At 45.3% G+C, this 15270-nt stretch carries 13 protein-coding genes and 1 CRISPR repeat array; of the genes, 2 read left to right on the top strand and 11 right to left on the bottom strand.

Going from position 1 to position 15270, the window contains the following annotated elements; all coding sequences use genetic code 11:
* Window position 1: 1 nt before the first annotated feature.
* The 11 genes from H6F51_04835 to csx3 form a co-directional block, all read right to left on the bottom strand.
* Complete coding sequence (locus tag H6F51_04835; protein ID MBD1821823.1) at window positions 2-448, bottom strand: hypothetical protein; 447 nt, start codon at window positions 446-448, stop codon at window positions 2-4.
* On the bottom strand, window positions 445-1422 hold the full coding sequence (locus H6F51_04830) for a CRISPR-associated protein (GenBank protein MBD1821822.1): 978 nt from the start codon (window positions 1420-1422) through the stop codon (window positions 445-447). The genes H6F51_04835 and H6F51_04830 overlap by 4 nt, the downstream gene beginning before the upstream one ends.
* The gene (locus H6F51_04825; protein MBD1821821.1) at window positions 1415-2269 is read right to left on the bottom strand and encodes a CRISPR-associated RAMP protein; all 855 of its coding nucleotides are present in this window, start codon (window positions 2267-2269) and stop codon (window positions 1415-1417) included. Before H6F51_04825 ends, H6F51_04830 begins: the two co-directional genes overlap by 8 nt.
* Window positions 2270-2373: 104 nt before the next feature.
* Window positions 2374-3525 carry a putative CRISPR-associated protein gene (locus H6F51_04820; protein MBD1821820.1) on the bottom strand — a complete coding sequence of 384 codons (1152 nt, stop codon included), beginning with the start codon at window positions 3523-3525 and terminating at the stop codon, window positions 2374-2376.
* A gap of 30 nt (window positions 3526-3555) precedes the next feature.
* On the bottom strand, window positions 3556-3981 hold the full coding sequence (locus H6F51_04815) for a hypothetical protein (protein MBD1821819.1): 426 nt from the start codon (window positions 3979-3981) through the stop codon (window positions 3556-3558).
* Window positions 3978-5222, bottom strand: coding sequence for a CRISPR-associated RAMP protein Csx10 (csx10, locus tag H6F51_04810; protein ID MBD1821818.1), 1245 nt, complete (start codon window positions 5220-5222; stop codon window positions 3978-3980). Before csx10 ends, H6F51_04815 begins: the two co-directional genes overlap by 4 nt.
* Entirely contained in the window at window positions 5219-5962 is a 744-nt protein-coding gene (locus H6F51_04805) for a CRISPR-associated protein Csm3 (GenBank protein ID MBD1821817.1), read from the bottom strand. Before H6F51_04805 ends, csx10 begins: the two co-directional genes overlap by 4 nt.
* Window positions 5959-8307, bottom strand: a complete 2349-nt coding sequence (cas10, locus tag H6F51_04800) for a type III-B CRISPR-associated protein Cas10/Cmr2 (protein MBD1821816.1) — start codon at window positions 8305-8307, stop codon at window positions 5959-5961. The genes H6F51_04805 and cas10 overlap by 4 nt, the downstream gene beginning before the upstream one ends.
* Window positions 8300-9541, bottom strand: a complete 1242-nt coding sequence (locus tag H6F51_04795; GenBank protein MBD1821815.1) for a DUF1887 family protein — start codon at window positions 9539-9541, stop codon at window positions 8300-8302. The genes cas10 and H6F51_04795 overlap by 8 nt, the downstream gene beginning before the upstream one ends.
* 212 nt (window positions 9542-9753) lie before the next feature.
* Window positions 9754-10701: a CRISPR-associated protein Csx3 gene (locus H6F51_04790; protein ID MBD1821814.1), complete on the bottom strand. Its 948-nt coding sequence runs from the start codon at window positions 10699-10701 to the stop codon at window positions 9754-9756.
* 55 nt (window positions 10702-10756) lie between these two features.
* Window positions 10757-11089, bottom strand: a complete 333-nt coding sequence (gene csx3 / locus H6F51_04785) for a CRISPR-associated protein Csx3 (GenBank protein MBD1821813.1) — start codon at window positions 11087-11089, stop codon at window positions 10757-10759.
* Between the two features lie 97 nt (window positions 11090-11186).
* Here csx3 and H6F51_04780 point away from each other — a divergent pair, with 97 nt between their 5' ends.
* Together H6F51_04780 and H6F51_04775 are read left to right on the top strand one after the other, a co-directional pair.
* Window positions 11187-12572 carry a TIGR03985 family CRISPR-associated protein gene (locus H6F51_04780; GenBank protein ID MBD1821812.1) on the top strand — a complete coding sequence of 462 codons (1386 nt, stop codon included), beginning with the start codon at window positions 11187-11189 and terminating at the stop codon, window positions 12570-12572.
* Window positions 12573-12575: 3 nt separating this feature from the next.
* Window positions 12576-13163, top strand: a complete 588-nt coding sequence (locus H6F51_04775; protein MBD1821811.1) for an HD domain-containing protein — start codon at window positions 12576-12578, stop codon at window positions 13161-13163.
* Between the two features lie 257 nt (window positions 13164-13420).
* Window positions 13421-15177: a CRISPR direct-repeat array (repeat unit 37 nt; unit sequence GTTGCTAAACCTTGAATCCCGCTTGCGGGACTGAAAC).
* Window positions 15178-15270 lie beyond the last annotated feature (93 nt).

Here is a 15270-nt window from a genome sequence, read left to right as displayed (position 1 = left end):
GCTAACTAGCAATAGTGAGAGCAACAAAGTGAATAGTGGCGGTGTTGCGATCGCGAAAATAACGTTGTTGAATTCGCTTAGGCTCAATTCCATTTCCAAAATGAAATCCTTTAGGGTATTGAGTTTCTTTTGATTCATGGCACTGCGCTGAGCGGTTAATAGCTTCCCAATCTCCTGGTATCGCCGTAAATCCTTCAGTTTCCCTGAGGGTTTCACTTAGGAGCAGCAAACTGTAGCCCTCGCCCTGACGTTTCCACCGCAATTCCAGAGCAGTATTGAACATTTGTCCTTCAGGGCTAGGGAAGTCATTGGGTAAGGAAGCTTTCATACCACTCACACAATGTGGCCAACGCAAGAAGTAGTAATTGGACGGACGATTCGCATACTGAGCAATCAATGCTCTAAGTTCTTCAACAGAATCAACCAACCTGTAACCGGCAAAACTCATTTAGCTACCTCCAATGGTCGGCTCCAAGCTCTGACAGCTCGCCGAAATAGGTCTTTTACTTGATCTGACCCTGTCCAGACTAATTGCACCCCAAAGTCTAGATCCATTGTTTGAGCAGTAATCGGATTATCAGCATCGGTCTGTTCATCAAAATCACCATCTGGGAACCCATAAGGGTTGCCGGATAAAAACTCTCCTGCTCCCAGCAAAGCCGTATGAGACCAGGATTTCTGCTGAGAGAACATCTCAATGCTGTCATTACCTGTCAACCTGCAACCAGGATATTGAACAGTAGCTGAATTAAGTTTTGTGGTTACTGTTCCCAATCCTCTCGACTTCGCAAATCCCAGCCCAAACCACCCATCGTTTAAATCACGCAGAACTAAGCCGATTAACCCTAGTTGAGCCAGAGTAAAATTTTTCAGATGGATTTTGGTTTTGAACTCGCCATTAGTGCAAACCTGATAGTTGAATGGACCTACAGCAACGGAACCAAAGATGCGATCAATGGCTACCCCATTCCGTTCTTCAAGTTTAATTTTTCCAAGATCAATAGGATAAGCATCTTCAATCCGAATACGGCTAGCAATTGCAGTATTACCAAACATCTGATCTGTGAAGGAAGACTCCTTGTACAGCTTATGAGATGGCAACCTTTTCCGCTTATCCTGCTTATCATTAAGGTAATCGTAATTATCGTTCAATGGGTCATTTGCCCAAGGAAGATCAGGATTACCAGAATCTCGGCTGTCTCGCCCAATAGTTCTGACAATTCGCTCTGCATGAGCACGAATGGCTCCTTTGAGGGAACTTCCAGGCAGGTAAATCGATTTTCTGCCTTGGTAGTAGGTCTCTACAAACTCCATATCTGGCTTTGTGGGGTCTGCACCCTCTTTACCAGACTTGATCAGCATTGGACCATTGGGGGAAATGGTGATATCGATCGTGCAGTGGTTCACTAACTTTTTATGCATGAATTTCTCTATCCGTAGTCTCCTGGTTTAACTTATTAATTAAGGCTGTCGACCATTGCCCTTTCAGAGCCCCGATCTCTTGGGAAGATTTTACGTAAGGCTGAAGTTCACCACGAGCCAAATGCTGTAAATAAGTAATGAGATCCTGAGGGTTACTTGGATTAATCCATATCATTTCATCTAACTGTAGTTCCACAACACCTAATCCTCTCGAACTACCGCCTCCTAACGGAATTTGCTGCGTTTCAAATTGGTGAAGCCCAATCATCAACAAGCCCAATTCCCACTCTTTAGCATTCTCAACCACAGCTTTAAACTCAAAGGGAGTTCCGGCTGGAACTACCTGAAAGTCATAGAGCTTACCATCAGAAGCTGTTTCTGTATCCCGATCAATTGCAACGCCATCTCGTTCTTGATACTGCCCAAACCAAGCATTAGACTGAACGCTCAAATCTCGAATTTGAAGCTTGCCTGCCAGCCAGGGAGAACCAAATAGATGCGAAATTAAATCTGTATTTTTCCGTTTTAGAATCTCGGCTGTTAAACTCTCATCGCTGTCTTTAAATCGCTCTTTTAGTTCTCTAATTTGGTTTTGCCAGGAGGAAGAAGTGAGTTCATTAGGGTCGATGGCAAATGATTCATTAACTCCACGTAAAAAGCTTTCAAGACGCGATCGCATCGCTCCCTTAAAACTTGCACCTGGAATGAGTGGACTCCCTAAAGCATCTTTGACTACAGGTAGATCAGAACCAATTGGTTCTGACGAGCGTCCAGCACTAATGCGTAATGCTGTCACTGTGGTGAGCGTGCCAGTTAGCTCCAACCGACTTTGGAAAGTCTCGAACATTATTCATCCTCCATCTGTTTCAAGTTTCTATAAGCTAGTTCGAACATTTCGAATAGAAATACTTTTTAGCTTAATTACAAACACTCTCCTTATCTGCTATGGATTTATGGATTATTATTGACATAATCGTGCTCACCATAGTGGCGAAGATACAAATTGCCATTCTTCGCAATACAACTCACACGCCAACCATCATCGTTGTTAACGTAAAAATGATCAATGTGGTTAATCTTTCCACCTTCATATCTTGTGTAGTGTAGGTTACGGTCAAATCGACTTGTATCACCATTAAACTTCATTAGCTGCGTAGCAACTCTTGCAAGTTTCTCATGAAGTTCAACTTTTCTCGCTTTAGTGACTACAGGCCTACGATAGTCACTTTTGAAAGATTCGTCATAGAAAATCCTGGGGAATTCAAGTAGTTTATCTGTGAGTAGCGTTTCTTTACATCTGCTCCACACAAGACTTCCCCAAGTAGACAAAGTCATTTCCTGATCAAGAGGTAAAGTCCACTCTTGAGGCACTTTTTTTGCCTCTTCCCACGAAGTGCGAATATCACCTACAGCCATCATCGCTAAAGGAACTTTATGAGGTTCTACCCGGGTAGGATCGATTTTTACTGGAAGTTTTGGAATTTTAATAAGCTCGTTAGATCCTTCAAAAATATAGATCAATTCATCAGCATAAAACATCCCAATTACATTGAAAAAACCCTGTAATGCTTTAAAGCCACCTACTAAATTGAAGCAAATTTGATAGTTGCTCGAGCGGTAACCCTCAATTGTTTGTTGAAGATAGGGCAATAATTTGGCAATACCTTCAGAGAAGATTCGACTACTGGCGATAGATAGTTCATCAGCATGAAGAACAGAAGTGTTGTCAATACCCTTGCTTTTCAAATGTGCTGCCAAAAGGTTTGCAGCCAACTGACCTTGTGCTGTATCTGTCGCAATCAACAGGTGAGCATCTTCACGCCCTTGAGCTAAATCATTGAAATAAAACCCATAGATACCGTTAAGTTCAGCAGATACAGATCGGAAGCTGGATACATCATCATTCTTAGATAAAGCCTTTTTTGCTCTATCCTTTAAATCTTGCAGTGAAGAGCTAAGTTCTGGATGATACCTCTGAAAATCTTTTTCTGAACAATTGACTGTTTCTATTAATTGACTTTCCAATGAATCTAGATCACAGTCAGGATCAATTTGATTTGTTAGTAGGCTAGTTCCAACAGTAGAAATTACAAGTCTAGGCATAATTCTGTTTGTGAGAAAATCTTGGACAATTTAAGATTGAGCTTTACGCTTATACGTGAGGTATCGGGCACCGTAGCCAAAATAGCGACGAATCAGTTCTAGGGTGATTGCTTTTTCAATTGTTTCTTCATTGAAAACGTTAGCCTTGCCCATTATTGACTTTGCTTTATCTGCAAGCTTTGTATTGATGTCTTGGATAATTCTTTCGGCTAGGGAATCTTTTCCACGCCCCCACTTCTTATCTCGTCCCATTTGATAGCGCAAAAAGTTTTTGATTACTTCTTTGCTATCCGTTGTATCAGCAACTCTAACTAGATTCCGAAATTGTGATTCCTCTAAGTCACCGTATTTAGCTTCATCCAAAGCCTCTTGAATCGCAATCACTAAGTAATCCTCTTCCTGACGGATCTCTCGCTGGATTATAAGTTGCTGCTGTTGTTCTGAATACTCTGTCATTTTGCTGCCTCTCGAAAAATCAAATGAAACTCATCACATACTCGTACTTGCCCAAACCCTTCACTAGTACGCTCGCCCACACCCTTGAGCTCCAAATTTGATAGAGCTTGCCACCAAGCGTTCGGGTTAGTAGTACTAAACAGATAAACAGAACCCTTATTAGTAACTAGCTCGATATCCTTCATTAGACCCCAAGCTGCATTCCAGCCTCCGCGATAGTCATAGCTGCTATAAGATGCATGGAGCTGTAATGATTCATCTTGAACACCAGCAAACTGTTTCAGCATGGTTTCTGAAATAACCATTGTGCGTTGCCAGTTTTCAGCCAAAATAGCATCAGCTTGAAAACTAAGAGTGAAAAAGGTGCGATTTGTAACAACATCTGTCAAGGGTGTTCTAAATACGCGCCGCCAGCCTTCCCAACGTTCATTCAACGTCTTGTTAAATTGATGAATACGAGCTTGAACATCAAACTTTATCTTGGCTGGTGGTTCAGTTATGATCTCGACCGCTCCTAAACCCCGTGAGATAGAACCACCAAGTCGAAAACTAGTAGCACGATCGCGGATATATTGTTGCAAATGACCAGCCAGTTGCTCATCCGGTAACAGGATTGCCGATTTGTAAACAACAGGTTCATCTTTGATAAGCTTTGACTCATTGAGCACTTCAATACTGTAGAGGATGTCATCTTCAGCCGTAGCCCGACGACGGTTGATTCCTACTCGTGTTAACAGCCTTTTGCTAGTAGAAGGAGTGAAGTAGCGATCCTTGACCCGACAGTAAAAGCCAGAGAAATTATCAACTCGCTCTCCTTTAAGGGTGCAAGGATCGTGGGGATAGCCGTAGGATTCAGCACAGAAACGGTCAATTAAGGTGTCAAATGCACCATCAGCACCTTTCTTTGTGGTGAATCCCGGATTAGTCTTACTACTTAAGGCTGTTGCTGGAAGGCAAAAGATATCAATAGTTCTAGGCTGATTCTTGATGGCAAGAATAGCAGGATAAGCATTCTGGAAAATAGCCGGCTGATCACTCAGAAATAAAGACTCGAAATCACCGCCTTGAGTAGCTAGATCCTCAGAACCTCGTCCTGACTCCCGTAAGATTTGTCCTGCGATCGCTCCCCGAATTACTGTTCCCGGAATATAATCTTCTACTTCACTGATGGAGCCACCTGGTTTCCGACGACCGATCGCCAGAGGAGATACAGCTTTGATGCGTAATTCAATTCGATTCATATTGCCCCTCCCCGCGCCAAAAATTCCCAAACGTCTATGCTGACTGCTCCTAATGGTGGCAACTCCCAATGTAGCCAACCCAGTCCAGCCGATTTGCCGCCTCCTAAAGCATGAATATGTTGCAAACCTACCCAAATTAATGCTTTGGCATAGTCAGGGCGAGTAGGTGTAAGGCTAGGTAGAAGGTGCAGCTTACCTGTGAAGCGCAGTTGAGCATTGGCAGGGGAGGTTTCCAGAAAATAAAGCTTTTGCTCTTCAGCAGTGCGACGTCGGCGATTAATGCTGACGCCAGGACGCAACACCTCAGGCAAATTCTCTGGATTTTCCTCATAAACGAGATCGTTCAGGATGATCCGTGATGGCAAAGTGGGATCACCAAATATTTGACTTATTAAACAGTGATAAGTATCAGGGTAACCAGGAACCCTATATTCATCTCTCTGGAATTGAGAAACATAAGGATTCTCAGCTACTTCTTCCTGACGCAATCGCATCATCCCTGCGTTTGGGGTCTGACAGATTTGCCATCCTAACCCACGAGCAATCTTTTCGCATTCATGCCGCAACCGCCCTTTTATCTGGGAAGCAGGAATCACTAAGTTATTTTCAGCGTTACGAACGATAGGTTTATCTGCCAACGAGCCAGAGGACCCACCTGCCCCCACGCAAAGAGCTGAATCTACAATGGCTGTAATTGGAAAGATTTCAGTAGTATTAGTGAGGGATTGCAACTGAATCATGGCTTTACCTCTGCTGTGTTACTGGATGTAGCAACAGGACGATCACCTCTGTCAAGCTCGTCGACAAAAGCATAGAGATCAACCAAATCCCGCCAGATGGTTTCGTAGCCTGTCGTCCCTTGATCCGTTTGGTACGACATCCAGGGTGCAATATTACCACCGTTGGTTTTAGCAGAGCACCAGGGTTTCTCAAACTCTTGCTCAAGAATCCGTTGATTGCTTTCAGTTTTGAGACGAGTACGAAAATATCGATAGTTGAGGATAGCAGTTTGTTTACCTCGATCAAGCAAAATGCGAATTTGATAGAGTTGTGATCGGGGAAAATCTGCCTTTTTCAGGGCTTTAACTGTATCGACTAAACCTCCAATTTCATGCAACGTATAGGGACCTGCATACTGTTTTAATATTTGGGTGCGTTCTTGGATTTTAATTTCTTTGGTTAAACCCTCTTGACGGAAAGTCTCAATTTTATCGCTTAACATAGTTACGGATTTGAGGATAAGGAAGTCAATTGTACCCCCTAAATATCTTTCCTCGTTTCTCAAATCTTTTGCTCGTTTTTTAGCAGATTTAAGCAATTGCGAGACTAGATTCTCTGCATAATAAATTGGGGTATTTTCTGCTGTTATGAGTACTCCAATAGACATACTCAGCTTGCACTGGTTTTCTCCTGTTGGATTACTTGACTCCTCAGGAGAGTGATAGCGATGGGCATTCTCGGGATTATATGTTTTATCAGAACGATAAATAAAGCTGCCCTCTTCTGACTGAATAGCAGAGAGATGTGCTTCAAAATTCTCACCAATCGTTTTGGCAATACTTAATGCTTGGTCTGCTGGAACAATTAGTAGAACATCGTCACCACCAATAGTGACAATTTCAAAAGGGTGTATCCAGTTATTATTGCGATGGATATTGTCCGCGTCATTTAAGCCTTGTAATTGGCGTGGATTTTGCTGTGAAAGAGCCTGGAAGACTGATTGCCCAACTGCTTCAAAAACATCTTTACTAAATTTTTGGTGGTCTTCAGGTGCATGAACAGATTTCTGAATATATCCCCCCATGTTATTGCCATCAGCATAGATATAAGCAACAAATCCTTTAGTGCGGCTGACATTGCCGATTTCCCGTAAGGTTCTTGCTCCTGTTACTTGCTGCTCTGTAAGGTTCCGATAGTAGCCATGTGCTTTTCCTGTTTCCCTGAGAAATCTCTCAAACCTGAATCCCCAACTCTGGAAAGGTCCGGTTCGCCATAGTTTTTTTGCCTGTCCATCTTGCCAGCCAAATTCTAAAGTGCTATACCATTTTCTTCGTGCTGATTCTTCAGACTTTGCCCGCTGTCCCATAATCTTTTTACGAGCAAGGGCATCAGAAAGATGGGGTTCACCGGCTAACTGGGCCTTTGCAACTGCTAATCTGAGATCGCTTTCATCTCGCCGTAAATACGGATGCGTTTCGAACATCGGCGGATAACAACGGCTGGGGCGATTTAGAAAATTATTACCGCTGCGACGTTGATTGTATCGCGCTGTTAACTGAGTAACTAATTCAGTAAAATTCTTACGGTTCCAAAACTTTTCTTGAGGCTCTATAACCTCTGCTTGATCAAAGTAAGCTTGAACAATTGGATTGTCTTGGTTTACGAGGTACTGATCAAGCCAGAAAGTTTGTTCAATTTGCGCATTTAATAAGCCAAACTTCACTTCCAATAAACGAAAAGTTTCGCCTACTGCACAAGAATTTGCTGTTAGAGTTTCGTGGGTGTAGCGTTTTTCAATTGCGTTAGCCAAAGCATTCACATAAGCTGCTGGACAGAATGCCAGAATATTCCCCCCAGTAGAGTAAATAACTAGCTCTGGAATCAACGCTTGCCGTAAGCCAGGAAAATTTTCTGGCTTGTCTAGCCATCGCTCAACATTAATAGATTTCTCCTTACCAAAAAAGGCTGGAAGATCAACTAAGTTAATTCGATCGAGCAATGCTGAAGCTCCCCGAATATCCGGAAGTTTCGAGGCTTCAAACACATATTGCTTAATCTTAGTTGCTCCACCATAGACTAGCCCAATCTGAGTTTTTTGGTTCCACAATTCCGAATAGTCATCTTTTAACTGCTTAAGCGTAGAAGGGAAATAGTTTTTAGGAATAAGTTGAAAATCTTTAACTTGTTGAATAAGAGATTTCACATCTCGAGGGATATCATTGTGCCTTTTATCTTTCAAGGCTTGCCTCATCTCCCGTAAAACCGTGATATCAAATTGAGGTTCACGCTGATCACCCCAAGCAAGACACCAAGCAATTCCAATCGATAGGTCTGTAAGGCTCTCAGTTAAATCTTGATTAACCATTTTGCTTCACCCAATTCACAATTTTTTGTCCTAAATCTGGTAAATCCGATCGCCCAAATACCGCGATCTTGCGATTCCGGGTTGCTACCTCCAGCTCAGATCGCAAAGAATCGGGATACTGATGACAACAAACCAATGCAACACGTGCTTCTGCTCCACCCAGTTGTCTTGCTCTCAAGTTCGCCTCGATTAGCTTTTGTTTACAAAGGGAGCGCTTTCCTGTAGTCGTACAAGAGATCGCAAAAAGTTGGTAATGTCGCATGAACGCGACATCAAATTCAAATTTGTCCCAGCCATTGGGGCGGGCTGAATCTTGAATCCGAAATGATAGACCGCTTTCATGAATGTTGCATTGAGCACTGATTTTTTGAATCTGAAAGAGTGTGTAATGCTCTAGCCAAGTTCCATCGAGCCACTCGCACAGTTGCGTAATGCTATTAAATCCCTGCTTCCCAGCAGTTTGCAGCCTGAGGTGATTAGAATCGGCTTCAAAGTATTGCTGTAGAAGACTTTTGAAAGGTGTACTCAGGTTCGAGAGGGTGCGGGACGGTAGCTGTGCAAGCTCTTCTTCTGGCTTCCAGCGACCGTATTCATTCTTGCCCTCTTGGCGCAAAGCATGATTGCACCAACTCCGCCATAGTTTCATGTTGATCTCTGATTGGTGAAGTTGAGCAAGCCTAGTTGCTGCAACGGCTTGAATTGGTTTCGAAACTGGAGGCTGGTGACTTTGCCATGATAAACCATGAAGCTGGAAGAGATGCTCTAGAGATAGCTGGGGTCTAACCTTAAATCGAACACTTGGCTGTTGATCTTGGTCAATGATCATTTCTAGCGTATTCGAATCCAGGTAGCTAAAAATCGCTTCAGGATGGAGCTGCTCTAACACCCGATAGGCATGAACAGACATAGCTTTTGTGCCCCCGGTGTAGTTCATTCCGACTGAACCTGTCAAATCCCGCGCGATCGCACTAATCACTTGGTGGATTGCGTAAGCATCGCCTTGAGCATGGCCCAGATTAACCAACCGAGCAGATTTCAAACCGGACAGCTTGTTTAAAATTGCAGCAAAACGCTCCGCCTGAACTTGAGTGTAGGCTGTGTGAATTAAGTAGGGGATTCCATCCGGTTTGAGTAGAGACAATGCTGCTACGTAGTTGGGGAGTGGATTTTCGCCCATCAGCAAAAACAGGCGATCAGTTTGATAAATTGCTAAGCAATTTGCAGCAGCGCTCATAGATTATCAGCTAAACATTCCTGGATAGAAGACGACTTGTTCTATGCACTTATGTTGTCGATCAAGGTCTCGACTTGGTCTCTTACGATACTCCCAATTCAGCGTTTTCCTGCCGAATATTACTCACAATCTTGCAGGCGTCCGAACAATTAGACAACTTGAAACAATTGTGTTTAGATTTCTAACACGATGTGAAAAAAGCTTACGGGATCTCAGCCTAAATGTAATCTGCTGTCTATGGCCTGCAACACTTTGTCTAACAAAATGTCTGGAACCGTATAAACCCGATCGCGCAACCAAGGGCCAGCGATCATCTCTAAATAAGGGTCGGTTTGTAAAACTTCTACCCTCTCTTCAAGGACGCTATGAATCACAGCAAGGGGTTTTAGCCTCGGTTGAAATAGCTCACGCCAAGACTGGACTTTGTCTGGATCGTTGCTGATGATGATGGAATAAGTACATTGCTCCACAATGGGAGCTTTCTTAGAATCAGGAACTCCGCCCACGTCGATCAAAACTAAATCCGTAACGGTTCGAATTCTCTCAATCTCTCCGGCGCGGTCTTTCAGGTATTTTTCCAGCAATTCATCGGATAAGTGTTTATGTAACTTGCGATTGTTCTGTTTACGGATCTGCTCGGCTAAAGCAGGATTAGGGGTTTCGTAAGTATGGTTGCCTTCGCCATCCCAGTTGGCGCGATGTAAGTAGCTCTTCATGCGCGATCGCTTTTGCATCAGGCCGACCCGAAGCGCATTTGAGAAAACACTCTTGCCACTATTCGGAGGGCCACCAATCAGAATTGAGCAGCCAGGAACTGTCTTGAAAATCACAGGAATGACATCCCCGACTTGGGGAAAATCCACTCGGCTATGCACAACCACGATCACCTGAGTCCGCAGGTCGTAGTATCCTAGCCAAGGAACCTCTCGAAGTTGGTCGCTCAGGTGGCACAACAGCCAGTTTGGAGCCCGACCATAAAGGACAACTTCTCGCTGTCGATCGAGTTCTGCCGGAAGTTGGAGCCGCTGTAACTCATCGGTGCCAATTAAGCTTTTGGGTTTGAGCAGGTCAATGGCTAGCGTCTGGCACTCTTGTTCAGGAGTTGTAAGAGAGACAACCTGGAAAGAAACTTCTGATTGGGGAAGGGGTTCAGGATTCATGCTCAAGATTACAAAGTTCACACGATCAATTGATTTGCTTCAATTCAGCCGCCTGTTAGCTGGGAATGGGAAGATCAATCTCCAGAATTTGACCCGCTGCTACGGCATGGCTATGAGTTGCGACAATGATCGCACCGAGCCGCGGATCATAGCAGCCGACCCAAGGAGCCGGATGGCATTCATGCACTAAATAGCCGTAGAGCCACAGGGGAGCTTTGCCCTCAATCACCACACCCTGATGAAACTGCATCGTTTTCGGCAGTTTGAGTGCTTTCATATCTTGAGGATTAATGATGCCATCGGCAGTGGTGATCTGAATCTGCAAGTGCTGGTAGGGTTGTCCCTGCTGAGTCTGTCGAGATGTAACCTCAAGCTGAATTGCACTCATAGTCTGTCGCTGGTGAAGATGAGGGTACTCTAGCAGACATTTGGAAGAGGCTATTTCCAGGCTAGACGATAATGAGGAGTTCTCTGGGGGTTTTAGTATGTCTGAACAAGCTGGAGGTATTCACGCTGCTGAATTACACGCGCTTCCTCCCTCGATCGAGCTATTGCAGTGGCTCGCAAGAGGATCGCTCAAACAAAACCTGCTGCGATCGCTGCGGCTTTGGGTGCTGATTCGCTTTATTTATCATGTTGATCGAGTAGATGCACTGGAAGATCGCTTTACGTTTGCCCAGTGGCGGAGTGCGTTTTTTAGTCCAACACATCCGAAAGGAGAAGAAAAACCAGGCTTGCATGATCATGAGTGTGCTTGTGCAAAGACGGCGAGAGCCTGGTTGTTTGAGACCCAGGATGAGATATCGGAACCACAGTGGAGACAAGCATTCCGGCAGCACTGTGCGGTGTCCCAACCAGAATTAGAAGCGCTGTTACAGACCCCGCTGTTTGCCATGACCCGTCGATCGTTGCAGGCAGATTTAAAGGTTCTAACCGAATTGGGATGGCTTGAGCAGCACAGTCAGAGTTATGTGCGTGTATCTCAGGTACCCATTTGCCCAGGTCTGCAAGCTGTAGACTCCGATCAGGCTAAATTTCAGCCTCATTCCCTGAATTTTCTTGCACCCGATGTTGCAACACTGGCTCAAACCTTCTCGCAGCAGATCAACGGAACGCAACGCTTTTTTCTACACGTTGATTACATTCTTTCGCAAGACGTGATTGACCAAGTGGATGATTGGCAGGATATGCTGTGCGAGATTTGGAAGTCGGACTTAGTGCCACCAGTTCAACTGAAGTACGCGAGTGCGAGAGCGGAAAAATCGATGCAGTGTATTGTGTATCCTGTGTGTCTGTACTACGCTCAACGCGCGATTTATTTATGTGCGTTTGGTCAAACTCCGAATCGTCAGGGCGATTGGTATAACTACAGGCTTGATCGCATTCAGGATCTCTCGCCGCTTCAGTGGACAAATCCTCACATTCCTCAGACACTTCTGCATCACTATCAGAAAAGGAGCCTTCCAACCCCAGACTATATTGAAACTGAAATGGCAAAAGCTTGGGGATTTGATTTCTATCTGCCGGCTCAGCCAATTTTAATTCGCTTTAACCGAGACTTTCACGATCGCTATATCCAAGGAACATTTCGACACGATACGTTCCAAGAAATTACATATCATGCTGCTGAAGGGTTGATTCAGCGGCAATGCTCAGATCTGACTCAGCGCAACGCGCTCTTGCAGGTTTTGCACAGTCGATCACCTGACGATGCCTACTACCAAGTGCACTATCGTGTTGGAGATACGAATGTGGGACACCGTTTGCGAGCTTGGCGACCAAATGGAGAGGTGTTGTTCCCTTGGGCGCTGCGGCAGGCGATCGCGCGTGAGGTGCAAGCGGAATTTCAACTGTACTATCCACAGATTTAGATGATGAATACGGCACAATTAACGGCACGCTTTGAAGATGCATTGGTCTATGCAACACGCATACACGCCAATCAACGTCGAAAGTTAGGCGGCGTTCCTTATATCTCTCATCTCCTGAGTGTGGCAGCGCTAGTGCTGGAGGCGGGCGGCAGTGAGGATGAGGCGATTGCTGCCTTGCTGCACGATGCGATCGAAGATCAGGGCGGACAGCCAACTCGTGAAGCGATTCGGGAGCGATTTGGCGATCGGGTGGTGGCCATTGTAGACGGTTGCACAGAGTCAGATACGAATCCAAAACCGCCTTGGAAGGAGCGTAAGCTGCGATATCTTGAAAACATCCATGGTGCCACAGTTGAGGTTCGCAGGGTTTCTTTGGCAGATAAATTGCACAATGCACGATCTCTGTTGATAGAGTGGCAGCGGTTTGGCTCCTCAATCTGGCAGCGGTTTAGCGGTGATCAAGAACAAACTTTATGGTTCTATCAGGAGTTAGCCGCGGTTTATCATGCCACTGGGTCAGATGAGATGACGGAGGAATTCACACGAACGGTTAGGAATTTGTGCGACTTGGCCCAAGTAGGAAGTTCCTGATCTTTCCACGTGGCTCGACAAGATTGCGTCATTTTGGCTATGATGATGGCGTGTTTTTGGCAAACCGAAGCGAGGGCTAAAACTCTAGGGGGTTCGCCAAAATCGCTAGAACCATGATAATTCAATAGTTTTGAGATCCGAAAGTGCCCTAATAGTGGAATTTTTCTGATATTACCAAGGCTCTAAATTGGCAATTTTTTGAGGCTTGCCAAAATAGACCTGGGAACCTGCGCGTAATAGGGGTTCCAGGGCACGGAGTTGCTAAACCTTGAATCCCGCTTGCGGGACTGAAACAGCTAACCAGTCTAGGGAGTTAGAGGTCTCTGGGGTTGCTAAACCTTGAATCCCGCTTGCGGGACTGAAACATTCAAGGGGAACCCCGGCAAGGCGATCCAGAGAGGTTGCTAAACCTTGAATCCCGCTTGCGGGACTGAAACATATCTAGCAACTTAGGGATAAAGGGCATTATGTCGATAAGCTTTCAGTTGCTAAACCTTGAATCCCGCTTGCGGGACTGAAACCTTACCTTCCTTCAGCGTTGGGTGTTCAACCGAATGGTTGCTAAACCTTGAATCCCGCTTGCGGGACTGAAACCAACAATCTGAACTGTCCTAATCCAGCCTTAACACAGTTGCTAAACCTTGAATCCCGCTTGCGGGACTGAAACCAAAATTGAGTGGTGCAGACTTGAGCGATGCAGACTTGAGGGTTGCTAAACCTTGAATCCCGCTTGCGGGACTGAAACAAAGCCAGGTCTGGACTGAAAGCTGCTAATCCCTCAGTTGCTAAACCTTGAATCCCGCTTGCGGGACTGAAACGTTCCAATGATTGTCGCTTTGTCTGGGACGAGCGCGGTTGCTAAACCTTGAATCCCGCTTGCGGGACTGAAACCTAGATAGCGAATCTTTAACGGGTTGTCATCGCCTAGTTGCTAAACCTTGAATCCCGCTTGCGGGACTGAAACAAGTTCGGACAAATCGCGCTTTGAAAAAGACTGAAGTTGCTAAACCTTGAATCCCGCTTGCGGGACTGAAACATCTCTTTCCAACCCGCTTCCCGTGTTGTGCCCCATCGTTGCTAAACCTTGAATCCCGCTTGCGGGACTGAAACTTTTGAGATGTTCCCGCTATCCCCCGAACCACCTCAGAAGTTGCTAAACCTTGAATCCCGCTTGCGGGACTGAAACGTTAAAATTCGATCCAAAAGTACAGCATCAACCGAATGAGTTGCTAAACCTTGAATCCCGCTTGCGGGACTGAAACACAGTAACACCAGCATTAACAGTAAAATTTCGATAAAGTTGCTAAACCTTGAATCCCGCTTGCGGGACTGAAACCTGGGGAGCAGCACAACCAAACGCCGCTGCAATGCGGGGTTGCTAAACCTTGAATCCCGCTTGCGGGACTGAAACCGTTAAACGCTTATGCCGTCGAACTTGAAGACACAGTGCAGGTTGCTAAACCTTGAATCCCGCTTGCGGGACTGAAACGAGCTTGAATCCCTCCTTGGTAGGGAGCGTAGTACCAAAAGGTTGCTAAACCTTGAATCCCGCTTGCGGGACTGAAACAATTGTTGTAAGCTACTTCCGCGAGGTATACCTTCTCGGGTTGCTAAACCTTGAATCCCGCTTGCGGGACTGAAACGAGTGTAAGCGATCGTTCTTCCTCGTGGGTCTGGTCCTGTCGGGTTGCTAAACCTTGAATCCCGCTTGCGGGACTGAAACATCCGTCCCGCTTAACAACAATCCCCAAACTTTCCAGTTGCTAAACCTTGAATCCCGCTTGCGGGACTGAAACTGCTGAAAAGGCAGGCATCACAAAGCGTTTCAGCCGTTGCTAAACCTTGAATCCCGCTTGCGGGACTGAAACAACTGTTCATGAGTGCGGAGAAGGCAAGCTATACGAGTTGCTAAACCTTGAATCCCGCTTGCGGGACTGAAACTCGTGTTGGATGCTGCGATCAAATTACAGGTTCGCTGTTGCTAAACCTTGAATCGATATTGTCAGGTTAACCGGAATGTAGAATAATCGTACTGGTTCAACGCTCGCTCTCAACTTCTTTCCCATGTATTCCCGACATCGATTCCCTGGCGAAATTATTAGCCATT

This window comes from Cyanobacteria bacterium FACHB-DQ100 (genome assembly GCA_014695195.1).
Taxonomy (GTDB): domain Bacteria; phylum Cyanobacteriota; class Cyanobacteriia; order Leptolyngbyales; family Leptolyngbyaceae; genus Leptolyngbya.
This window is presented reverse-complemented; position numbering and strand designations above follow the sequence as displayed.